Source organism: Salimicrobium jeotgali (assembly GCF_001685435.2).
Lineage (GTDB): Bacteria > Bacillota > Bacilli > Bacillales > Halobacillaceae > Salimicrobium > Salimicrobium album.
The window spans coordinates 1,787,262-1,810,064 of record NZ_CP011361.2; the positions used below are offsets into that span (position 1 = coordinate 1,787,262).

The window sequence follows — 22,803 nt, forward strand, 5'->3', positions numbered from 1 at the left end:
TTTTGAAAAAGACAAAATAAAGCGTGGAGCTTTGTCAGGCTCCACGCTTTGATACTATTATTCAGCCGGTTCCAGATCTTCAATGGACTCGATGTCCATATACTCCGGTACCGCCAGGCCAATTTTTGCTCCTGTGATGGCTTCATTCACCTTGACGAGGTTATCTTTATGTTCCTCGTAGAAACTGCCGTGCGTTTTGGGCAGCCAGGCAGCTAGAGTAGCGTCGGCATCTCCCTGAGCTAAAGCTTCAAACACAATAGCCGGATCTACGGGAGTCAACGTCACTTCATACCCCTTTTGTTCAAGGACACGTTTTGTCATATTACCTGTCAGTCGCTCAGAATCCCACGGAGTCATGACAAGTTCCATCGACTTCCCTTCGCCTTCCGGTGCTTCGGCGATCCACTCATCGACCTTATCCTGATTTTCATCAACCCACGTCTGAGCTACTTCCTCAATAGGAGTTTCCTGTGCTTTAAGCATCAGTTCTTCAAGAGTTGAAATATCCCAGCCTATTTTTTCAAGAATCTGGTAAGCGCCCGGGTACTCTTCTTTAAAACCTGTCCGGGCCAGTGTAGTAATCTGTTCTGACCCGCCGTAAGCCCCCTCCGGATCTTCAAGGTACTTCAGATCCCATTTTGCGAACATGTAGTGAGGTGACCATCCGACCACGACTACAGGTTCTTCCGCTTTGATAGCATCTCCGAGAGAAGTGAGCATAGCCGCTGTCGAAGCTGTTTCATGTTCCCAACCGTTAAGGGAGTCATAGGTCTCCACGGCCTCTTCGGTAGCTACCGTTGCACCTGCTCCCGGTTCTATTCCGACAATAGTATGTTCCACTTCTTCACTGACGTTTGTTTCACCGCCTGAAGAAGCTTGTTCACTGTCGCTTCCACAGCCCGACATCAGCAGGGACACAGACAGGAAAGACACTATTCCTACGTTCTTTCTCAAAGATTTCCACATACATTTTACAGCTCCTTTAATAAACGATCCTTTTTTGAAACACAATTGTAAATGTACGCGTAATCCGAAGTCTTATCAACGTGTAAATCCCTTCATTATCAGGAGCAAAACCTTTCGTGTTACTTTCTGACCGAAACGAAATGGTAATGATACCGATTTCCTCAATGATACTCGAATTTTCGGAAAATATGGATGTTACAGATGTTTTCGTTTATCTCCAAAAGGAAGTACAGTTCTTTTTTTCAGCTATGTTATATGAAATCATTCGCTTTAAAAGATCATAGTCTACAGGCTTTGACCAGGGAATCTGCAACAGCATTTTCGTATGTCTATATCCTGCGTCTTCTATCGCTTTCGAAAAATGGATAATGCCTTCTTTCTCCGGCGAGACAGCCATATGTTTTTTGGACGCACTGAATCCGATGATATATGTGCCGTGATCTGTGAACATAGGCTGGTTCCACGCGATTCTTCCATTAAGCTGCGGAAATTCTTCCCTCACCCACATGAGCACTTCTTCTATCCGCTCCCTCGCTTCAGGTACGGTGAGCGTTTCCAGGTATTCTTCGAACGTTTCCATAAGTCTCTCCCCCTAACTTTGCAGTTGATTATACAGTTTTTCCTTGGAAAGAGCGGCGACGGTTTCTTTACTCTGCCACGCCTCGGCAGCCGCCGCCATTCCGAGCAGAATCGAATCGCGAAACGATTCCTCATGGGTATAGCCGAAAAGCATGCCGCTGATAAAAGCTTCCTTAACCCCGGCACCATCTTCCACAGTATGCGGGTACGGTGCCGCGTACTCTTCTTCCCCCGTATCCGTTCTTACAAATACTCCGTCCGTATCAAGGTGGATGACAACCTTTGAGACACCACGTCTGATCATGAGCTCACAGGCTTCCCTCCATTTTTCCTTCGTTCCTCCATGCACGCCCGTAAGTTCCGCTGCTTCTTCCCGGTTGATGAATAACACACCGACTCCGCTTAAGTCTTCCGGCAGTCGCTTCATTTTCGTCGTAGAAACCGTATGTATCCAAAGGTGACGGTCTTCTTTATCTGCCCGCTGAATCAAATAGGAAAGTGTGGCTTCTGGCAGGTTCGTATCTGCAAAAATCACTTCCGAAGAAGCAATATGCGGCCACTTCGCTTCAAGAAGCCCGGCGGTGAAGCGGTCATACAATTCCATATCTGCCACTGCCAGCACCAGTTCTCCGGACGAATCGAGGATAGAAGTGTAGGCTCCTGTTTTTTCTCCATTCAGAGCAAATGACTGCGAAACGTCCACTCCCTGCTGTTTCGTTTGTTTCATAAGCCATTCCCCGTCCTGGTCTTCTCCGGTAAGTGCAATAAGAGAAACATCACAGGTCAGCTTCCCGAGGTTTTCAGCCACGTTTCTGGCTACACCCCCAAGGCTCTGAAGAGAGGAAACAGGGTTGGAAGTTCCGTATTGCACCTGTGAAAGCGTGCGGTTCTTCCGGTCGATATTCGCCCCTCCAATACAGAAGATTTTCGACTCCTCTTTCAGAACATAGGCTCTTCCTACAATCTCCCCTTTTTTTGTAAGCGTTGAGATGTATCCGGCTACTGCCGAGCGTGAAAGATTTAATTTTTCCGATAGCTGCTGCTGGGTGATGAACGGATTTTCTTTGATTAATTCCAAAATACGCTGGTCTTTCAACACAAACGACCCTTCCTTCACCAAATTTATTTACTTAACATTATACCATACCTTCTCTTAGGAAAAGGGGGTACAAATATCCCCCTTACCCCGTTTGGCGGTATTGCCTCACGTACTATGTGGTTTAATGAAAAACTGAACGGGAAATAAAAACAGAGGACCGTTCAGGACGGACGGAATATGTAACAGGAGGGATTTGAATGATGGAAGAGCAGCATAATACAGAAGAACAGAAACACTATGGCTTGCCGCGTATCGGTGAAAAAGCCCCTGACTTCACTGCTCAGACGACACACGGAGAGCTTTCTCTCGATGATTACGAAGGAAAATGGTTCGTTCTATTTTCCCATCCGGCAGATTTTACACCTGTATGCACGACAGAATTCGTAGCGTTTCAGGGGATTTATGATCAGTTGCGGGAAATGAACACAGAACTCCTCGGACTGAGTGTGGACAGCATCACTTCCCATATTGCCTGGATACGGAATATTGAAGAAAATTTCGATACGAAAATCGAGTTCCCGGTAATCGCCGACCTTGATAAACAGGTGGCTACCAAGTTCGGTATGATTATGCCGGAAAGCAGCGGTACTGAAGCTTCCCGTGCCGTTTTTGTGATTGATGACAAAGGAACAATCCGTTCTCTCATATATTATCCGCTCACTACCGGCCGGAATATGGGTGAAATCGTACGGCTCGTCGAGGCTCTCAGAACTACCGACAAACACGGAGTTTCCACTCCGGCTGACTGGACGAAAGGAAACAAAGTTGTCGCATCTCCTCCAAAAACAGTTGAAGATGCCCGCGCAAGAGAAAACGACGATTCCTATGAGTGTGTAGACTGGTACTTCTGCAAAAAAGACTTAAAAGAATAATGTTCATAAATAATACGGGGCCCTCAGCGGGTCCCGTATTGTCATGCGGTTCAGGTTCGCAGCTCAGCTTTTTCTTCCCGCTGTTTCTTTCTCGCGGCAGCCGTTCTGTTCAGTTCTTTCTCTTCTTCCGTTTCCGGAATGACGTGGGGGACTGGTTTCGGGCGCCCTTCTTCGTCCATTGCCACCATTGTAAGAAATGATTCGGTCGTCATTTTCTGCTCTCCACTGAGCAGATCATCTGCGAATACTTTCACATACACTTCCATAGAAGTCCGACCTGTCTTCGTTACACAGGCTTCAATCGTCAGAGCTTCTCCCACTCTGGCAGTAGATATGAAATTCACGGAGTCGATCGAAGCCGTCACTACGATAGCATTGGAGTGTTTCATTGCGGTAAGGGCAGCAACTTCGTCGATATATGCAAGGACTTTCCCTCCGAAAATCGTTCCAAGATGGTTAGTGTCCGGGGGAAATATAAGTCTTGTCTGGGTTACTTTTGAACAACGTACAGGTATCTGATCCATCGTTTCTTCCTCCTCTTTTATCGCTGCGATAACGACCACAGGAAAGGTCTCTTTTCACCTTGACTCCATTAAAATACCTTCCCGTCAGCTAGCAGGAAGGCGGATAAGAAAGTATCGACGGTCCAGGCCCGTATCGGCGTCCCGGTTTAAGATATTTCACGTAACATCCTCCTATTCTCCCGTAGGATTTCATGTTCTTTCCGGTGGCAGGTCTCCTGACTCAGGTTCCTCACTCTGTACGCCTTCCCGTCTTTTTCAGACAGTGGATTGATACGAAGCTCCCCTTTACAGTGGCGGGACCGTGCCGGATTCTACCGGGCTTCCCTTTTAACACAGATGTTGTGACCACCGGACGTATTCAGTTGTTGAGGGGAGATCCCCTCCCTTCCACTATCCTGCAAACGATTCGATCTGTCAATCAGCATTCCCGCTTTTCGATTCTCGACTCTCCATGAAATTTGTGCATAAAAAAAGAGAGATGTGTTCAGACATCTCCTCTTTTTTTTATAATCCTTAACCGAGCGCAACATCTAGCGTCATCATAAGGGCGAAACCGAACATTAGACTCATAGAAGCAATGTTGACATTCCCCTTTTCATGGGAGCCCGGGATAATTTCTTTAGCTACCACGAAAATCATGGCTCCAGCCGCAAAGCTTAAGGCGTAAGGCAGGACCGGTTCTATAATTATAACGGCAGCCGCCCCCACTACTGCGGAAATAGGTTCTACCATTCCGGAAAACTGTCCAAACATGAAACTTTTCTTTTTCTTCATACCTTCCCGGTAAAGAGGCATGGAAACTGCCGCTCCTTCCGGGAAGTTCTGTATACCGATACCAATCGCAAGAGCTATCGCTCCACCGAGAGCCGCACCGGACCCGTCCGAAGCTACAGCACCGAAAGCCACACCAACCGCTAATCCTTCCGGGATATTGTGGAGGGTCATCGAGAACATCAGCAGTGCCGTACGACTCTTCGCTCTTTTATTTTTAATGTCGTACATGTACTTATCGAGGTCTACAAATGGTATGACACGATCGATAAAGAGAAGCAGAAACCCACCGAGAAGAAAACCTACGACAGCAGGAAACCAGGAGGGCAGCGGACCTTCCGCCCCTCTCTCTATAGCCGGAGCGAGCAGCGACCAGTAACTGGCTGCAATCATGACTCCTCCTGCGAACGCGAGCATACTGTCCAGAAACTTTTGACTCGATCCTTTTATTAAGAAAACGAGGGCTGCTCCGAGAGCAGTCATCCCCCAAGTGAATAAAGATCCCAGCAAAGCCAGAATCACGGGATTTATATTACCTAATTGTTCAAAAATATTCCTCACCTCATCATTTTTGCCCTCAGGCAAATTTTATCGATATGGTTATTCTACTTTTTTTGTTTCCCCGAGTCAACTTTTAATGTGCAATTCTTTTTGTTTAATGGCTTTACTTGCGGCACGTTTGAAATTTCCTTTATTTTGTCTTAAGATAAAACTCCTACTGTTGCCTCCCTCCTTTAGAGAGGAGGCATGTAATGAAAAACTATGAAATAGGCAGCCGCGTCCATGATCATTGTCTGAACTGTTTCAGTAACGAACAGAAAGTCGTCGAAGTTGTTTCCAAAGAATTCACTGATAGAGTTGTGGAAACTCTCTGGCTTCAATGTATAAACTGCGGAAAGCTTCACAGTCGTCTGGTCCAGCACGATTACTGACTAAGACAACACAAACGCCGAGGTTGAATAACCTCGGCGTTTTCATTTGATTGGTTTGAACAGTTTCTTCAATAATTCTCTCATTCCTTTTTTCTGCTTTGTTTTCTCTTTCTTTGCAGATGTACCAGTGTCCACTTTTATCTCTTCTTTTTCCAAAGGATAATCCACGGTTAAAACAGCTCCGATTTCCGTTTCTTTCTGCTGATCCGATACGGATTTTGTATGCACACCGTACTTACGGGCGAGCCGGGAATAAGGTTTTCGAAACCTGTAACTTATTTTCCCGTTCAAAAGTAGCGTTGCCCTGTCATAACTCCTCATTTCTTTTTCAAGTTCCGCCATACCTTTTTTCTGCATCACCTGACTTTTCGTCAACACAAGAACGATTCGTTCACGAAGAGTACCGAGATATCTCCTGCGTTCCCCCGGTTTTGTTTCCGGAGTCCCGTATATACCTTCCTGCACGTAGTCTTCAACTTCTCTTTTCCTCATTGTCTTCACCTCAATCTTCATTTATTGGGACATCCTCTGTATAAGTGAATAATAAGTCGTCGCACATACTCTTTGCAAAACTTCGGCACCGGACGGGAATATTGTCTCCTGCAATTCACCCGTAAATAAACGAGCCTGCCTGTTTTCTAATGACCGTTTATATGAAATAATGAAAACGATTTCAAATAAGCGACCGTCCTTTAAAAAGTACAGAAATAGAAACGGAGAGAGGACAAATGAAGCTCCACTTAGAAATGAAACAGACCAATCAGCTGAAAATGACACCTCAATTGCAGCAGTCCCTGCACCTGTTGCAAATGTCCTCCCAGGATCTTAGGGAATATATTGAACAGGAAGCCATGGAGAATCCGTGGATTGATCTGCGGGAGCCTTCCTATGCCGATCCCCCTCCCGGTGACTGGAGTAATTTCCCTTTATACAAATACGAACCGGAGCCTTGTCTTCACGATTATTTACTGCAACAGCTCCCTTTTCTCCCCTGTAACGAGAAGGAAAAAAAGCTGATAAGACACTTCATTTTTCATCTGGATGACAATGGCTATCTACAGGAATCATCAGATGACCTTGCTGTGGAATACAAAATTACTGAAACGTCCGTCGAAAATTGCCTCACTCTGCTGCAAACGCTGGAACCCGCCGGTATCGGAGCTCGTACATTGCAGGAATGTTTATCACTGCAGGCGCGTCGCTTTTTTCCGGAAGACAGGGAACTTTCCATTCTCATTTCCCGGTACCTCCCTTATGCTGCCGAAGAGCCCGCACGTCTCAAGACTCTATTGAATCTCGATTGGAGGCAGCTGGACCTGTGTCTCGACCGGCTGAAATCCCTTCATCCTAAACCCGGGCTTGCGATCGGGTCTGCGCGGTCAGACGTTCTCATTCCCGACATCTATATCACGAAAGAGGACGACTACCATATTTCTTTGAACCGGCAGATCGTGCCGGAACTGAATATGAATGAGGAATACAAACAAATGATGAAGGCTCATAAAGAAGCCGTTTCTTTTCTTAAAGAGAAATACAGAACCTTTCAGTGGCTCAAAAAAAGTGTGGAACAGAGACAATGGACAATACTGGCAATCGCTGAAGAAGTTTTCCGGTGTCAGCCAACGATGGTTTCCGAGGGCACCAGGTCCCTGTCCCCGCTCACGAGGAAAGAAGTTGCCAGCCGGCTCGGCATTCATGAATCTACGGTGAGCAGAGCTGTTCGCAACAAAGTGATACAAACGCCCTCAGGAACTTTTTATCTGGAGGAGTTTTTTCCTTCCCGGACGAAATTGGGCTCGTCCTCAGCCGCAATTAAAAGCAGCCTCCAGCAATTCATAGTAAAAGAAGACCCTCTCCGCCCTCTTTCCGATCAGAAACTGGTACATCTGCTGGTAAGGGACGGATATCACGTTTCCAGGCGGACGGTAGCGAAATATCGTGAACTGTTGAATATCCCCCCTTCTGTCAAAAGGTAAAAAAATTCACTAACCTGTCAGTAATAGGAATTAAGAAATATCTCACCATTATTTTCTGTATAAAAATAGTTTACGCACCGGATCCTGGGAGGAATCCGGTGTTTTTTTAATATTGTAATCTGCAATAATTAGTGATACTATAATTTGTATTAGTATGACACAATTTAATAAAAATACTTATTAGTGTGTCATAATCACCACGACAAACTTTCACTATGCATAGCTTATCTGTAATTCCATATTATCAGGAGGTATCGTTGACGATGGAACAGAAATTTGTATTTATGTTCGACCATGAGAAGGCAGTCGGAAAAAAAATGCTGGGAGGAAAAGGCGCGAATCTTGCTGAAATGACCCGTCTCGGCTTGCCCGTCCCCTACGGTTTCACTGTTACCACGGAAGCCTGTAACGCTTACTACGAAGCGGGCGAACAGCTTTCGGAGGCGGCAACGTTGCAAATCAAAAGATCTATGGAAAAGCTGGAAAAAAGGACCGGAAAATCCCTCGGAGACACGAACAATCCTCTGCTCGTCTCTGTACGTTCCGGAGCCGTTCATTCTATGCCGGGAATGATGGATACCGTTCTGAATCTCGGGATGAATGACGAGACAGTGAAAGCAATTGCAGACCTTACTCATAATCCAAGATTCGCTTATGACTCCTATAGACGATTTATTCAGATGTTTGGAGATGTTGTGCTCGGGCTGGATAATTCTTTGTATGAGAATCACCTTGAAAACTACCGCATGTCCAGCGGCTACACCTCTGATGTACAGATGACTGCCGAGGACTGGAAAGAGATTATCGAAGCGTACAAAAAAATCACCAGGGAAGCTGCAGGGCGCACTTTCCCCCAGGATCCTTACGAACAGCTTTTTTTAAGTATCCGCGCTGTGTTCGATTCATGGAATAATAAGCGTGCAGTTCTGTACCGTCGTCTGCACAATATTCCGGGTCATCTGGGGACTGCGGTGAACGTGCAAAGCATGGTGTTTGGAAACATGGGAAATGATTCCGGTACCGGCGTAGCTTTTACCCGCAACCCGTCCACCGGTGAGTCTGATTTGTATGGAGAGTATTTGATTAACGCCCAGGGAGAGGATGTAGTAGCAGGAATTCGCACCCCGCAGCCGATAAATGAACTTAAGAGAGAAATGCCTGATTTGTACGGTGAACTGGTGAAAATGTGCAATCTCCTTGAGAAGCATTACAAAAATATGCAGGACATCGAATTTACCATAGAAAACGGTGCACTCTTCTTCCTGCAGACGAGAAATGGAAAAAGGACAGCACAGTCGGCTGTGCGGATAGCAGTAGATATGGTTAACGAAGGAATAGTAAGCGAAGAGGAAGCACTTCTACTCGTGGACCCTGATCAGCTCAGTCAGCTGCTGCACGAACACATTGATCCCGAACATACGTCACAGAAGCTGGTCACCGGATTGCCTGCTTCCCCCGGCGCCGCTACGGGAGAAGTCGTTTTCGATGCGGACAAAGCCGAACTTCTGAGTAACGAAGGGAGAAATGTCATCCTTGTGAGGCCGGAAACGACTCCGGAAGATATTCATGGTATTGTCGCTGCCAAAGCTACCGTTACCAGTCGCGGAGGGATGACCAGTCATGCCGCTGTTGTGGCCCGCGGTATGGGTAAAGCCTGTATATGCGGCTGCGGGTCGATAAATATCGATCTTGAAACCGGCCGATTCACCGTTGCAGAAACTATCGTGGAAGAAGGAGATGTCATTACGGTAGACGGGGCGTCCGGAGATATTTATCTCGGTGAAATCGCAACCATCGAGCCGGAGATGTCTGCTGTATTCCGGAAGCTTCTCGGCTGGGCAGACAACACTTCCACTCTCGGCGTGCGGACGAATGCCGATACGCCCGAGGACGTACGAAAAGCTGTGGAACTCGGAGCGGAAGGAGTCGGGCTCTGTCGTACGGAACATATGTTCATGGACCCTGAACGGCTCCCTGCCGTACAGAGAATGATTCTTGCGGAAAATAAAGAAGAACGGACTAAAGCTCTTGAAAAATTACTTCCTATGCAGCAGCAGGATTTCGAACGTATTTTCGAAACCCTTCGCGGGCGTCCGATCACTATACGTCTGCTGGACCCGCCGCTCCACGAATTCCTTCCCAATGTCGAGGAGCTGCTAGTCGATATTACGCGTCTGGAGCTTACAGATCCGGAAAGTGCAGAACTTGAAAGAAAGCAGAAGCTTCTCCGATCCGTACGTCTGCTCGAGGAATCCAATCCGATGCTCGGGTTAAGGGGGTGCCGCCTCGGTATGGTGCATCCCGAAATATACGAAATGCAGATCACAGCCTTGTTCCAGGCTATGACAGGTGTGCTGAGTAAAGGTATCGATGTAAATCCCGAAATCATGATTCCTCTTGTCAGTCACGTGGCAGAGCTCCGGGAAACGAGCGGGCTTGTGCATAAAGTGGCCAAGGAAATCGGCGGGAGGAACGGAATTTCCCTAAATTATCTCACCGGCACGATGATTGAGACACCAAGAGCTGCATTAACTGCTGATGAAATCGCTTCGGAAGCCGATTTCTTCTCATTTGGAACGAACGATTTAACGCAGACGACTTTCGGCTTCAGCAGGGATGATGCAGAAGGTAAATTTCTGCAATACTATATTGAGAATGGAACCCTCCCCGATAACCCGTTCATGAAGCTCGATCAGGAAGGGGTAGGTAAACTGGTGGAGTCAGGAGTGACGCTCGGTAAACAGACGAATCCTCAGTTAAAAACCGGGATATGCGGAGAACATGGCGGTGACAAAGATGCGATCCGATTCTGTTTCGACAAAGGTCTCGATTATGTAAGCTGTTCCCCGTTCCGCGTCCCGGCCGCACGCCTTGCCGCTGCCCAGTCTGCTCTTGGCAGCAGACAGGAACGCAAATCGGTACTGCAGCCCGGCTGAGGAGAATAAACAGAAGAAATTTTTTAATAACATGACTACTGCCGGCAGAATATAGATTCTGCCGGTTTTTTAGTTCGCAGACATATTTCCTCAGTTTACGGGCGGAACAAGTTCCGTTGTGATACGGTAAGATCAGCCTTATTTTGTACAAAAGGAGGGAAGAGAATGCCGGTTTCTCTTATTATTCTGATCCTTACCGCACTGTTTCTCGGCACACTTATGCGTGCCACGTTTGGATTTGGCGATGCTATGGTAAGCATGCCTCTACTGGCTCTGCTGCCCATAGATTTATCTTTAAGTATCTCGCTTGCAGGCTTATCAGGGCTTACCGCAGCAGCCATGTCGTTATCCGGGAATGTTCAGAATATCGACAAACCCGTGCTTTACCGACTCGGAATTATGACGCTTTCCGGCATTCCTGCAGGGGTTTTACTTATTTTGTTTCTACCTGCACAAACGGTTAAGCTCGTTCTTGGTGTTTTGCTGATCATATATATACTTTCCCTGAAAGTACTCCCGAGCTCCGCTTCCCGGTTCGAGAACCCTTCCTGGGCTCTCCCTTTCGGCTTTTTATCAGGAATGCTCGGAAGTGCCTACAACTTCAACGGCCTCCCGGTAGCTGTATATGCCGCACTGAGAAAAATGGATCCACTGCAGTTCAGGAGTACTCTTCAGGCTCAGTTTTTGTTTTCAGGTTTCTTCATTGTAATCGGTCAGGCTCTCGGCGGGTTCTGGTCCCGCCCATTGTTTATGCTTTTCCTGCTGAGTCTTCCTGTACAAGCAGTTGCTGTGTTCACAGGAAACAGACTGTTTGAGCGGATACCGGCTCATCGTTTCAGTTTTATTGTCTATACCCTCATTTTCATCCTCGGCGTATTACTGATTCTTAAAGCAGGATGAGAGTTCCGCTTACTCTTCCTCTTAGTATTTGATACCATATACTAGTAACTATAAAGGATAAGGGGGAGAACGATGCTATTAAAAAATGCCAAACTTTATAAAGGGGAGGACTTGAAGGACCTCTCTCTCCGGGACGGTACAATCCGTACCATCGCACCTGCCGGTAACGTGACCGGCTCGAGAGAAGAACAGGTGATAGACCTCGAAGGGAAGCTTGTGCTTCCGCCTTATGTCGAACCTCACATACATCTTGATTATGTACTGACAGCCGGAACGCCGCGCTGGAACGAATCAGGATCTGTGTTTGAAGGAATCGAAATATGGAGCGAACGCCGCAGTCTGATGAAAGAAACGAAAGAAGATATTAAGATACGTGCCAAAAAGGCGATTGAAATGCAATTACGGCACGGTATTCAGCACGTGCGCACGCACGCGGACATAAGTGATCCTGAACTGACAGGTCTGAAAGCACTCCTGGAACTTAAAGAAGAAGTTAAGAAGTGGATGGATGTGCAAATCGTCGCTCTGCCTCAGGAAGGCATGTATACGAAAGAAAACGGAGAAGATCTTTTACGTAAAGCACTCGATATGGGCGCAGATGTTGTCGGAGGCATCCCTCATTACGAGCTGACCCGTGAAGATGGTATCCGATCACTCGAAACTTCCATGGCTCTTGCGAAAGAATACGGGAAACTCGTTGATATCCATTGTGATGAAATCGATGATGAACAGGCCCGTTACCTGGAAACGCTCGCTGCCCTGACTATCAGGAATGACATGCAGGGAAAAGTTACGGCCAGTCATACGGCTGCGATGGCTTCCTACAATGATGCCTATACTTATAAACTGTTTCAGACACTTAAGAAAGCAGACGTTCAATTCATTGCCCTTCCTAAAGCGAACCTCCACCTCCAGGGACGTTTCGACAGTCATCCGGTGCGCAGAGGAGTCACAAGGGTGAAAGAAATGTGGAAAGAAGGAATCAACGTATGTTTCGGGCTGGATTCAATCATGGACCCATGGTATCCGCTTGGGAACGGAGATCTCATGTCTGTCGTTGATACCGGTCTTCATGCCTGCCACATGACCGATTATGATCATATTACGAAGGCCCTTGACCTCGTGACCGTGAACGGAGCGCGGACTCTCTCCCTAAGTGATTACGGCCTGAGGGAAGGCAGCGACGCGAATCTGATCGTTCTCGACTCCGTCTCTGATTACGAAGCGGTCCGTACACAGGCAGGAGTCTTATATTCCATAAGGCACGGAGAAGTCATCGTGGAGACGAAACCTGCCGTTACAGCCATGAATATTTCTCTTCATTGAAAATAAGACAAACTTCGATAAAAAATCCGATAAAAGAATCGGGAATTAATAAAATACTTTTATTTTACAAAACCTGGCTGTTTTTCAGCCGGGTTTCTAACATGTTGTAATAAAACTAACAGTGGTCTGAGCGGTTGCGGCACAAGCTCGGAGAGATGATATAAGCATTAACGCCCACGACTTTCCATTCACGTAAAATTACAACTTCGTCACTTCCTGTTAAACAATCATAATAGAACTGTAACCTTCTCATAACCTATAAGGGTATGCAGACTGATACAATGTTAATTGGCTTGAAGAAGTTGTACATACGCTACATCTTGCTTCATCTAAAAACATTCAAATGGAGGAATCAGACATGAACAAACCAGTACATCCGCTTAGGAAGTACGTTGTTTCCACAGCTCTTGTCACGTCTTTGGCTTTGACTCCGCTTGTAGGATCAAGCGTTTCAGCCCATTCAAATGCACCTGCAGATAACGGTTCATCCGTTCAAATAACAGAAAGCAACGTTCTTACTGCAGGGGATCGCGGCCAGGCCGTTTCTTCTCTTCAGTCGAAGCTTGCATCCTATGGCTACTACGGCTATAACGTGGACGGCAAGTACGGACCAATCACGAAAAATGCGGTCATTGCGTTCCAGAAACAGCAAGGTCTGGCAGTAGACGGTATTGCAGGTCCTAATACGCAGGCTAGCCTCGCTTCCGGTTCAGTAGCCCCGGCTCCTGACACTACTTCTGACAACGATACAAAGGCTGCACAGTCCGATTCAGACGATTCGGAAGAAAGAGCGACAGCAGTGAAAGCTGCTTCTACTTCCACTGCTTCCACGGCATCCGCTTCGACCGGATCAGCCAGCAATGCGGACATCGTTAACGCTGCTGAAAGCCTTATCGGTGTACCTTACCAGTTAGGCGGGGAAACACGCGCAGCTCTCGGCAGCAGTGGTTTCATCAACCTTGTAATGGAAGAAGCGGGAACTGACGTCAACCGTACGCACGCCGGCATGTGGGCAAGCGATGGTGTTTTTGTTGACTCTCCTAGCGTCGGAGACGTTGTATTCTTCGAAAACACGTACAACGTTGACAGAGTCGCTACTCACAGTGGTATCTATATCGGCGGAAACAAAATGATTCACGCCGGCAAGGAAGGAGTAGAAGTTTCAGATATGGATTACGATTACTGGGAAAACAGGTATATCGGCGCAAAATCCATTCAATAGTAGACAGAACCTTTCATTCATCAATTACTGATGGATGAAAGGTTTTTTGTTTTGTTCCGATTCTTCTCACGACAGCTTCACTTACCGCCTCTCTTCACTTTTTCCACAAAAATCTCCAGAGCTTTCGAGCGGAACAGAGATCTTGAAATTAAGGAAAATTCTCTTTGTACAGGTAACCCTTCCACATTTACAATCGCTAAGTCTCCGGCTATTACTTCTTTTTTGAAAGTCCAACGGGAAAGAAGCGCAATGCCAAGCCCCGCCTCTACCGCTTCTTTTATAAGCTGCGTGCTCCCGAATTCCAGACGGGAGACTGGGAGGATACCTGCGGAACTGAAAAACTTCTCTGATATTCTCCTTGTGCCTGACCCTTCTTCTCTCACAATCCATGTCTCCTCCTCCAACTCTTCCGGAGAAAAGTTTCCTTCCCTTGAAGTTAATGAATCGGGTGAAGAAACAACGTAGAGTTCATCCGTTTCAAACGGTTCCACCGTAATATTTTCATCTTTCACCTCCCCTTCCACAATACCGATGTCGAGCCGGTAATCCGAGATCAGCTTGCAGATCTCTTTCGTATTACCGATCGTTACGGACGGAGTTATCTCCGGAGCTTCTTCTTTCAGTCGTTTCAGAACTTCCGGTAATACGTACTCCCCGTAAGTGTAACTCGCTCCTATGGAAATCGTGCCGCTTGCCTTATTAGTCAAATCATCAATAAGAGCATGCATACTCGTATAAAGACCGATAATTTCTTTCGCGTGATGATACACGATTTCCCCTGCCTGTGTAAGGCGGACATATTTATTGCTTCGGTCAAACAGCCGGGCATCCATTGACTTTTCCAGTACTTTAATATACTGACTTACGGCCGGTTGAGTCATATGCAGACGTTCTGCAGCGCGTGAAAAATTTTCCAGTTCGGCTACTGTGACGAATACTTCCAGTTGACTGTCCACAGTGCACTCCTTTCGATAAGTATTAACTTATCATCATAATTAAAAATTATTATTTTTCTTATCATAAAAGAAAAAGTAAGCTTTAGAAAGAACTTTTTTTAGAAGGGGACGTTACGATGGCTCAAGTACAACTGCTTCATAATGAAACGAATCACAACAAAAATTTCAAAAAGAGCTGGCTCGCAGGTGTAGGGTTTACGTTTCTGATTGCAGCTCTCGGTTATCTTCTTGCGCTCGTACCGGGATTTTCACTCGTAGGACCTTTGGCTTCCGCCATAGTAATTTCTGTTACGTACAGACACTTTCTCGGTTATCCTGAAAGTATTCAGCCGGGGATCGAATTTTCCTCGAAACGGCTGCTCCGGGCAGCAATTATTCTGTACGGGCTTAAGCTGAATATAGGTACCGTCATTTCAGACGGACTCGGCCTTCTTCTGCTGGACATCGGTGTAGTGATTTTTGCTATTTTATTCACTGTATGGATGGCGAAGCTTTTGAAAGCCGACAGTTCTATTTCTCTGCTTATCGGAATCGGTACCGGAGTATGCGGTGCCGCCGCTATCGCCGCGACCGCTCCGATTGTGAAAGCGAAAGAAGAAGATACGGCTATAGGAGTAGGAATCATCGCTCTGATGGGAACTTTTTTTGCAATTGTTTATACGATACTGCGCCCCGTACTCCCTATGTCAGATATCGCTTACGGAAGCTGGGTCGGTGTAAGCATCCATGAAGTGGCCCAGGTGGCACTGGCTGCTGCTCCTGCTGGAGAAGGGCCCCTTGCGATGGCACTGCTCGCGAAACTGGGCCGTGTCTTTCTGCTTATCCCTCTCTGTCTCGTTCTTATATATGTAATGAAACGAAAATATAAAGGAGAAGACACTGGAGAAGCAAAAGTCACTTTCCCCTGGTTCCTGCTCGGTTTCATTATTATGAGTATAGTCGGAACTTACGTAATCGGACCTGTTCTCCCGGTATCCGATGGAATACTGAACGCAACAGACGTACTCACCACTTTCCTTCTGACAGCTGCCATGGTAGGACTCGGATTGAAAGTGGACTTGAAACAGCTGCGAAGAAAAGCCTGGAAACCTCTACTGGCTATGACTGCCACTTCGGTAGTTCTGTCGGTCATCACTTTCCTCATTTTCGTGTAAAACAGGCTGCCCGCTTTTCACGGAGGAGGAGACTGGCAGACCTATCCGTGAAAAAACTTGCTGAATAAGTTAAAATAACTTCAGGGGGAGCATTTTAATAGAAAGAAATGTACAGTTGAGGAAGATTGGATTTGCAGAAAGGAGAGTTTCCATGAATAATCACACAACAACTGCCGAAGATGTAAAGAAAAGAGAGGGAACGACTACGGACGTTATCCTCGTGGGGGCAGGGATCGTCAGCGCCACACTGGCTACGATTCTTCACAAACTCGAACCCACGTGGAGTATTACCCTGTTCGAGAAACTGGATTCCGCAGGAAATGAAAGTTCCAACGAATGGAACAACGCCGGAACCGGTCACGCAGCGCTCTGTGAACTGAACTATACTCCTGAAGATGAAAACGGGGACATAAGTATAAGAAGAGCTGTAGAAATAAACGAACAGTTCCACACCTCCACCCAGCTGTGGTCATACTTAGTTAAGAACGGTGATATACAAAATCCCGAAAAATTCATACGCTCCCTCCCCCACATCAGTTTCGTCCACGGGGAACGGAATGTGAACTTTCTGAAGAAACGTTTCGATGCGCTGACGCGACATCCCCAGTTCACCGATTTGAAATACTCGGAAGATCCCGAACATCTCGCTGAATGGATTCCTTTAATGATGAAGGAACGCAGTGAAGAAGAGCCGGTAGCCGCGACCAAGTCGGACAAGGGGACAGACGTAAACTTTGGAGAACTGACCAGAAAAATGCTGGAAAACCTTTCTGGTAAAGATAACGTAACCGTGCATTATAATTGTAACGTGAAAGACATCAAACAGAGAGAAAATGGAACGTGGGAAGTAAAAGTCCGGAATTTCAAACAGGATACCCTCGAAGAGCATGCTTCTTCCTTCGCGTTCATCGGAGCCGGAGGAGGCGCACTGCCATTGCTTCAAAAAACGGGGATTCCCGAAAGTAAACACATCGGCGGCTTCCCGATCAGCGGAGAGTTTCTCGTCTGTGATAACCCTGAAACAGTACAAAGACACCACGCCAAAGTTTACGGAAAAGAACCGGAAGGAACTCCTCCCATGACGGTTCCTCACCTGGACAGAAGGCATATCGACGGGAAGGACACCTTACTTTACGGGCCATTTGCCGGATTTACACCGAAATTTCTGAAGGCCGGATCTTATCTGGACCTTCCCGGTTCCGTGAAACCGGATAACTTAATAAGCATGCTTGCTGCAGCTTCGAAGAATATGTCTATGATCAAATATCTGGCCGGACAGCTGACAATGTCCAAAGAAGAACGGGTGGAGCAGTTGCGCGATTTTGTTCCTACGGCAAAAGATGAAGATTGGGAACTTCTCGTGGCCGGACAGCGGGTGCAGCTTATTGAAGATACCGAAGAAGGCGGCAGAGGTGCCCTTCAGTTCGGGACAAAACTGATCCACTCCGGAGATCGGACTCTCGCCGCTCTCCTCGGAGAATCTCCGGGCGCATCCGTATCAGCTTCTATCATGCTGGAGGTTATAGAGAAATGTTTTCCTCACTACCTGGAGCAGTGGGAACCGAAAATCAAAGAAATGATTCCTTCATATGGCATTGATCTTGAGGATCATCCGGATCTTCTTGCTGAAATCAGCGCTGCAAGTTCTGAGGCTCTTCGTCTGAATTAAGTGCAGTTTGCTTACTGACTTCTTATCAGAAATATGAATAAAAAACACCACGACACCGAACGGTAAAGTTCAGCGTCGTGGTGTTTTTCCATTCTTTCACCATTCCTCTTTCAGGTAGTCATTAATAAAGTTTATGCAATGCATCTTTACTGAAAGCTAACAGGTCGTCTGTTCTTCCTTCCTGTACTTTTTTCACCCATTCCGGATCCATCAGCAAGGAACGACCGATAGCTACAAGGTCGAATTCTTCATTATCGATTTTATCAACCAGACCGTCGAGATTCGCTTTTCCTGCACCGGAGAAATCCGTAAATACTCCGTCTAGCCCCACGGAACCTACGGAAATGACCGGTTTTCCGGATAATTTCTTCGTCCAGCCTGCAAGATTCAGATCAGACCCTTCGAATTCGGGTTCCCAGAACCGGCGGGTCGAACAGTGGAAAATATCCACCCCTGCTTCTGTAAGTCTTTTCAGGAAACGATCGAGTTCATCCGGGGTATCAACCAGTTTTGCCTTATAGTCATTCATTTTCCACTGGGAAAATCGGAATATGACAGGGAAATCTTCTCCAACTTCCTGTCTGCACGCTTCTACGATCTCCACGGCAAACTGCATCCGGTCGGTAAAGTCACCTCCATAACGGTCGGTGCGTTGATTCGTCTGCTTCCAGAAAAACTGATCAATCAAATAGCCGTGTGCCCCGTGAATCTCGATAGCATCGAAACCGAGACGTTTCGCTTCTGCTGCCGCTTCCGCGTAAGACTGGACGATTTCTTCCACTTCCCCGATAGACATAGGTTCATTCACCTGTTCTCCGTCCAGATTCAGACCACTCGGCCCGACAGGCTCCGCCTCTTCATTCGGCACGTCTCCTTTACTGCGCGTCATTCCTACGTGCCAAAGCTGCGGAGCGATCTTTCCGCCGGCTTCGTGAACTTCCTTCACTACTTCAGCCCATCCACTCAACGCTTCTTCTCCGTGGAACAAAGGAATCCCCGCACCCGAAACGGAAGATGGATGATTAATGCCTGTACCTTCTGTAATAATCAGCCCCACCTCATTTTCTGCACGTCGGCGGTAGTACGCAGCGACGTTTTCGTCAGGTACATTACCTGGCGAGAATCCCCTGGTCATAGGTGCCATTACGGTACGGTTAGGAAGATTCAATTTATCACTATTGAATGTTTTAAACAATGGTTTTGCTGTTGACTCATTCGTCATTTCTTTACCCCCTAAATAAGCGATGCCTATGATTATCACAGATTAACAGGGAAGAAGAAAGAATTCTGTTTGAGAATCCCGGACCTCTATATTTATAATGTCCTGCAGCCTTAACGGACAACATTCTTCCTTGCCAAAAAGAAAAGAAGAGCTGCTACCAGCATTTCTGCAAGCGGCAGGGAAAGCCATACCGCAGAAGCTCCAAATAATGCAGGGAGCGCCCACAGCAGAATCACTATAAACACAAAACTGCGCAGCAGTATAATGATCATGGCAGAGCGGATATTGCCGATCGACTGATAATAAGTCATATAGACGAAGTTGAAACCGATAAACAGATAGGCGAAAAAGAACAGACGAATCCCTTCGATCGCCAGTTCCCTCACGTCATTTGACTCCAGCCCGAAGAGGGATACGAGTGCCGGAGCTGCAACCGCTCCGATGCCAAGCAGAAGTACGCCAAGAACGACCGAGGTTTTCTCCCCGATTTTCACACTCTGTCTTATTCTTTCTTTTTCTCCGGCTCCGTGATAAAAACTGATCATCGGCTGCAGTGCCGTTTCAATTCCGAAGAAAGAAAGGAACATAAATCCGTGCAGGTAATTCACTACGGAAAAAGCGGCTACTCCTTCCGTGCCGAGAAGCTGGACTAGAGACAGGTTATAACCCGCTACGAATACGAGCATCCCTGCTTCTGCCGTAAAACTCGGAAACCCTATATTGAATATTTTTTTGAAAGATGCAAAGGACCAGCCGAAAACAAATCGACTCAAATTCGAATTCTTATTCAGAAAGTGTATAAGTAAAACGAAAAGTCCGGCGACACTTCCAAGAACCGTGGCCAGTGCCGCTCCAAACACGCCGAGGCCGAGTATAAAAATCATATAGTAATTGAGGATAATATTGACGATTGCGGTTACTCCAAGAGAAACCATCGACAGAATCGGGCTTCCATCGTTGCGGACGAAAATACTTAGAGCTTCATGAACCGCTACAACCCATCCGAACAGCATAAGGACTTTCAGATATTCCATCGTGTGAAAAAGAGTATCTTCATTAGCGCCCAGTAGTCGTGCGGTTTCCTCGATAAAAAAGTACCCCACGCTTCCTATGAGACCGAGAATGAGGAGGAGAGAAACGACAGATAGAGAAAAAACGCTCCTCGCCTCTCTCTTCTCCTTTCTTCCCATATGTACAGAAAACAATGTACCTCCCCCGATACCTATCCAGAGCGCCATAGAAAATATGAGAGAGAAGACGGGCATCGAGAGGTTTACTCCGGCCAAAGCTTCCTCTCCTACTCCGTTCCCGACAAAAATCCCGTCCGTTAAAATATTTACAGACATGAGCATCATGCCGGCAAGAGAAGGGAAAAAATATTGAAAAAACACGTTCCGAACCGGTTTGTTCATTAGTGTAGGATGGGATTCTGCCATATGTGTACCTCCTTCTACTATTTATGTTTCATTCGATGATATGGACTTCAATCTCTCATTTTACCATGATTTGTATGTATGTTTATGGTGAAACGCTTACCCTCATGAACCGGGAAAGTCTTCGGTACTATCATTGTACATCAACTTTACTGAAGGGCGGGTTTATAGTCCCGGAAATGTGAATCTTTATCCTCATTCTTCCATTTTATCGGGGTTTTATGTTTTAGCTGAAGGTTCACGAGGAAAACTTTAATTACGAAAGGGAGTAGTCCTGCTCGGCATTATGTATCTCCCCCCTAGGATTGTCATGACGCCGACGTTCCCCCTTTCGCCTGGAACTTAATTAAAGGAGGGACAATTTGTGACACTACTGTATGTAAAAGCACGCGAAGGTTTCGACGAGGATTTCAAAAAATCCCCGGTTCGAAACGAAGAGCAGCTAAAAACAGACGTGAAACAAAAGAAAAGCGGCAAGCTTTTCAGCAAAAAGAAAAACTCTAAAAAATAGAATACAGTAGTTACAAGTACAGGTTCTTTGAAGAATTGCGGGAACAGTCAGTGTCATGGCGAGGAGCCACGATACTGGCTTTTTCTTTTGGAAAAATCTGCAGGAATTTTTTCGATTGAAAAAGCCCCCGAAATAGTACCGGAGGCTGGAACCATGTATTACATATGCGCTTTATACAGGGGTCTTCTATAGATGATCAACCCTTCCAGGAGGACTGTCTGCAAAAATTACAGTATAGATGAGTAACCCTGTTTTCCTGAAAATGAGCAGCGGGATAATTTTTCTGGCATTTCCGGCACTTTCTTTTCTTCACACGTTTAGTGGTCATAAGCCTCCGTTCCCTTCCTTGCTGGCATAGTTAATAAATTCCCCCTGCTTAAAAAAGAAAACGTACGGCCGCCAATAAAAAGAAAAATCTTTTATTGAATTCCTTATTAATGTAATAAAGTCTCCCTGTTATCCATTCTTTCTTGCTTCCCTTTTCTCCTGCATTGCTTCCTCTTTCTCTTTTTCAGCCTCTTTTTTCTCCTGTTCCGCTTCATTTATCAATTCGTAACGCTGGCGCTGCCGGTTTCCATATGTACCTGACAACACAACCTCTTCGTCCTCCATCGTTGTTCCGAGAGCTCCTATGATTGTCGAAATGCTTGTAGCGGTCCAGGCAATGTAGAAATACCCGATATTATTCATCTCCGAGTTCAGTTGACTGTTTATAGCACCGATCGGCAACAGTATGAGAACGAGCAGCTGAAAGAAGATCAATAGAAGGGTATAATAGAAACTGACCGCTGTCAGCAGAGTCACAATGGTCGTGCTATTATAAAGCCTTCGAATATAGGCGCTTGAATGGTCACTTTTTCGTTCCCATAGCTTGTGTGCAGCCATAATCCAGAACACGAGGAGAACAATGGCAAAAATATTAATCATAATCATCCGCCAGAGAGAATACTGGTTACTTACCTCCCACAAAGTCGAGAATATGATGAATCCGAAAGCCCCGGTCGTGAATGCTACTGCCAGTATTTTTAAAAACTGTTCAAATAACCTCCATGGACGGTTCGCTCTCACCATTCCGGTGATAAGCCGAAGGGCTCCCCGCAGTCTCGAATCCACCGTAAACCTTACCTCCGACACTTTTTCGGATTCCGAATTCTCCCTGACAATAGGAGAAAATCTGTCGATCCCCCGTCTTTTTACGAGTTCCCTTGCATTTATTTTTTTTCTGCCTTTTCTACCGGCTCTCAGCTGAACTCTATCCCTGTCTTCATAGGAAGAACCGTGATGCATTTCACTCAGAAGCTGCAGAATAGACTCACGGATGCGTTTAATCAGAGGAGCCGCTCCGAGTCCGGGCAGGCTGAGAAGACCGACTCTTTTCGCAGAATTCGCTTCGGCCACTATCAGTTTCTTACCCCGAAAAAGCGGGAGGTCCGTTAAACAGACAGCCATATCCCAGCCTTGCATCTGCTTCTTCTCCAGGAGGGCTTCCAATACTTCCTCCGGTTCTTCCGTATAGCCGGTCAGGGGACTTTCCAGAGACTCCACTTCCCACGTCTCTCCTTCATCGACGTACTCTCTCAGCAGTCCGGGAAGGGAATAATACAGTCCTTCCCCGATTCTTTTCGTATAGCCCGGAGCAGTAACAATCCCTATTTTCTTTTTGTCCTGGTTCATATGGCAGCCCTCCTTTCCTTCCGATCATTACCGGCAGCATTTTTCGGCCGGGACGGTTCTGAAATCATTTCCCGCTGTGGA

General features: G+C 46.5%; 20 protein-coding genes and 1 riboswitch. Of the genes, 10 read left to right on the top strand and 10 right to left on the bottom strand.

The annotated features are described in order from the left end of the window. Positions 1-57: 57 nt before the first annotated feature. The 3 genes from AAV35_RS08945 to AAV35_RS08955 form a co-directional block, all read right to left on the bottom strand. A complete protein-coding gene (locus AAV35_RS08945; RefSeq protein ID WP_008589940.1) occupies positions 58-966 on the bottom strand; it encodes a glycine betaine ABC transporter substrate-binding protein in 909 nt (302 codons plus the stop codon). 211 nt (positions 967-1,177) lie between these two features. Beyond that, entirely contained in the window at positions 1,178-1,546 is a 369-nt protein-coding gene (locus AAV35_RS08950) for an iron chaperone (RefSeq protein WP_008589942.1), read from the bottom strand. A 12-nt stretch (positions 1,547-1,558) separates the two neighbouring features. Then, on the bottom strand, positions 1,559-2,644 hold the full coding sequence (locus AAV35_RS08955; RefSeq protein ID WP_008589944.1) for a carbohydrate kinase: 1,086 nt from the start codon (positions 2,642-2,644) through the stop codon (positions 1,559-1,561). Positions 2,645-2,841: 197 nt separating this feature from the next. Between AAV35_RS08955 and AAV35_RS08960 the strand changes: the two genes are divergently transcribed. Continuing rightward, a complete protein-coding gene (locus tag AAV35_RS08960) occupies positions 2,842-3,516 on the top strand; it encodes a peroxiredoxin (RefSeq protein ID WP_008589947.1) in 675 nt (224 codons plus the stop codon). A gap of 50 nt (positions 3,517-3,566) precedes the next feature. On the opposite strand, the gene AAV35_RS08965 is transcribed toward AAV35_RS08960, so the two are convergent. Both AAV35_RS08965 and AAV35_RS08970 read right to left on the bottom strand, forming a co-directional pair. Then, on the bottom strand, positions 3,567-4,040 hold the full coding sequence (locus AAV35_RS08965) for an acyl-CoA thioesterase (RefSeq protein WP_040609373.1): 474 nt from the start codon (positions 4,038-4,040) through the stop codon (positions 3,567-3,569). Between the two features lie 188 nt (positions 4,041-4,228). Continuing rightward, positions 4,229-4,405, bottom strand: a riboswitch (cobalamin riboswitch). Between the two features lie 148 nt (positions 4,406-4,553). Next, complete coding sequence (locus AAV35_RS08970; protein ID WP_082409516.1) at positions 4,554-5,294, bottom strand: ZIP family metal transporter; 741 nt, start codon at positions 5,292-5,294, stop codon at positions 4,554-4,556. A gap of 269 nt (positions 5,295-5,563) precedes the next feature. Here AAV35_RS08970 and AAV35_RS08975 point away from each other — a divergent pair, with 269 nt between their 5' ends. Continuing rightward, a complete protein-coding gene (locus AAV35_RS08975; protein ID WP_040609345.1) occupies positions 5,564-5,743 on the top strand; it encodes a hypothetical protein in 180 nt (59 codons plus the stop codon). Positions 5,744-5,785: 42 nt separating this feature from the next. Here AAV35_RS08975 and AAV35_RS08980 read toward each other — a convergent pair whose 3' ends face one another. Further along, entirely contained in the window at positions 5,786-6,256 is a 471-nt protein-coding gene (locus tag AAV35_RS08980) for a YueI family protein (protein ID WP_008589953.1), read from the bottom strand. Positions 6,257-6,471: 215 nt separating this feature from the next. Here AAV35_RS08980 and rpoN point away from each other — a divergent pair, with 215 nt between their 5' ends. The 5 genes from rpoN to AAV35_RS09005 all read left to right on the top strand — a co-directional run bounded on the left by rpoN (position 6,472) and on the right by AAV35_RS09005 (position 14,103). Then, complete coding sequence (gene rpoN / locus AAV35_RS08985; RefSeq protein ID WP_008589955.1) at positions 6,472-7,719, top strand: RNA polymerase factor sigma-54; 1,248 nt, start codon at positions 6,472-6,474, stop codon at positions 7,717-7,719. A gap of 263 nt (positions 7,720-7,982) precedes the next feature. Then, on the top strand, positions 7,983-10,655 hold the full coding sequence (gene ppdK, locus AAV35_RS08990; protein ID WP_008589957.1) for a pyruvate, phosphate dikinase: 2,673 nt from the start codon (positions 7,983-7,985) through the stop codon (positions 10,653-10,655). Between the two features lie 165 nt (positions 10,656-10,820). Continuing rightward, on the top strand, positions 10,821-11,555 hold the full coding sequence (locus tag AAV35_RS08995; RefSeq protein WP_008589959.1) for a sulfite exporter TauE/SafE family protein: 735 nt from the start codon (positions 10,821-10,823) through the stop codon (positions 11,553-11,555). Between the two features lie 72 nt (positions 11,556-11,627). Beyond that, positions 11,628-12,881: a cytosine deaminase gene (gene codA, locus AAV35_RS09000; RefSeq protein WP_008589960.1), complete on the top strand. Its 1,254-nt coding sequence runs from the start codon at positions 11,628-11,630 to the stop codon at positions 12,879-12,881. A gap of 358 nt (positions 12,882-13,239) precedes the next feature. Next, entirely contained in the window at positions 13,240-14,103 is an 864-nt protein-coding gene (locus tag AAV35_RS09005; protein WP_008589962.1) for a C40 family peptidase, read from the top strand. A gap of 77 nt (positions 14,104-14,180) precedes the next feature. Here AAV35_RS09005 and AAV35_RS09010 read toward each other — a convergent pair whose 3' ends face one another. Further along, the gene (locus tag AAV35_RS09010) at positions 14,181-15,059 is read right to left on the bottom strand and encodes a LysR family transcriptional regulator (protein ID WP_008589964.1); all 879 of its coding nucleotides are present in this window, start codon (positions 15,057-15,059) and stop codon (positions 14,181-14,183) included. A 116-nt stretch (positions 15,060-15,175) separates the two neighbouring features. Here AAV35_RS09010 and AAV35_RS09015 point away from each other — a divergent pair, with 116 nt between their 5' ends. Beyond that, positions 15,176-16,213, top strand: a complete 1,038-nt coding sequence (locus AAV35_RS09015; RefSeq protein WP_008589966.1) for a YeiH family protein — start codon at positions 15,176-15,178, stop codon at positions 16,211-16,213. Positions 16,214-16,364: 151 nt separating this feature from the next. Beyond that, positions 16,365-17,882: a malate dehydrogenase (quinone) gene (gene mqo, locus AAV35_RS09020; RefSeq protein ID WP_008589968.1), complete on the top strand. Its 1,518-nt coding sequence runs from the start codon at positions 16,365-16,367 to the stop codon at positions 17,880-17,882. A 121-nt stretch (positions 17,883-18,003) separates the two neighbouring features. On the opposite strand, the gene AAV35_RS09025 is transcribed toward mqo, so the two are convergent. After that, positions 18,004-19,104: an NADH:flavin oxidoreductase gene (locus AAV35_RS09025; RefSeq protein WP_008589969.1), complete on the bottom strand. Its 1,101-nt coding sequence runs from the start codon at positions 19,102-19,104 to the stop codon at positions 18,004-18,006. Positions 19,105-19,214: 110 nt separating this feature from the next. Beyond that, positions 19,215-20,540, bottom strand: coding sequence for an MATE family efflux transporter (locus AAV35_RS09030; RefSeq protein ID WP_008589972.1), 1,326 nt, complete (start codon positions 20,538-20,540; stop codon positions 19,215-19,217). Positions 20,541-20,901: 361 nt separating this feature from the next. Here AAV35_RS09030 and AAV35_RS14495 point away from each other — a divergent pair, with 361 nt between their 5' ends. Next, entirely contained in the window at positions 20,902-21,048 is a 147-nt protein-coding gene (locus AAV35_RS14495; RefSeq protein ID WP_169819462.1) for a hypothetical protein, read from the top strand. A 456-nt stretch (positions 21,049-21,504) separates the two neighbouring features. Here the strand turns inward: AAV35_RS14495 and AAV35_RS09035 are convergent, their stop codons facing one another. Then, positions 21,505-22,722 (bottom strand): hypothetical protein, encoded by a 1,218-nt coding sequence (locus AAV35_RS09035; protein ID WP_008589974.1) that lies wholly within the window; start codon positions 22,720-22,722, stop codon positions 21,505-21,507. Between the last annotated feature and the right edge of the window lie 81 nt (positions 22,723-22,803).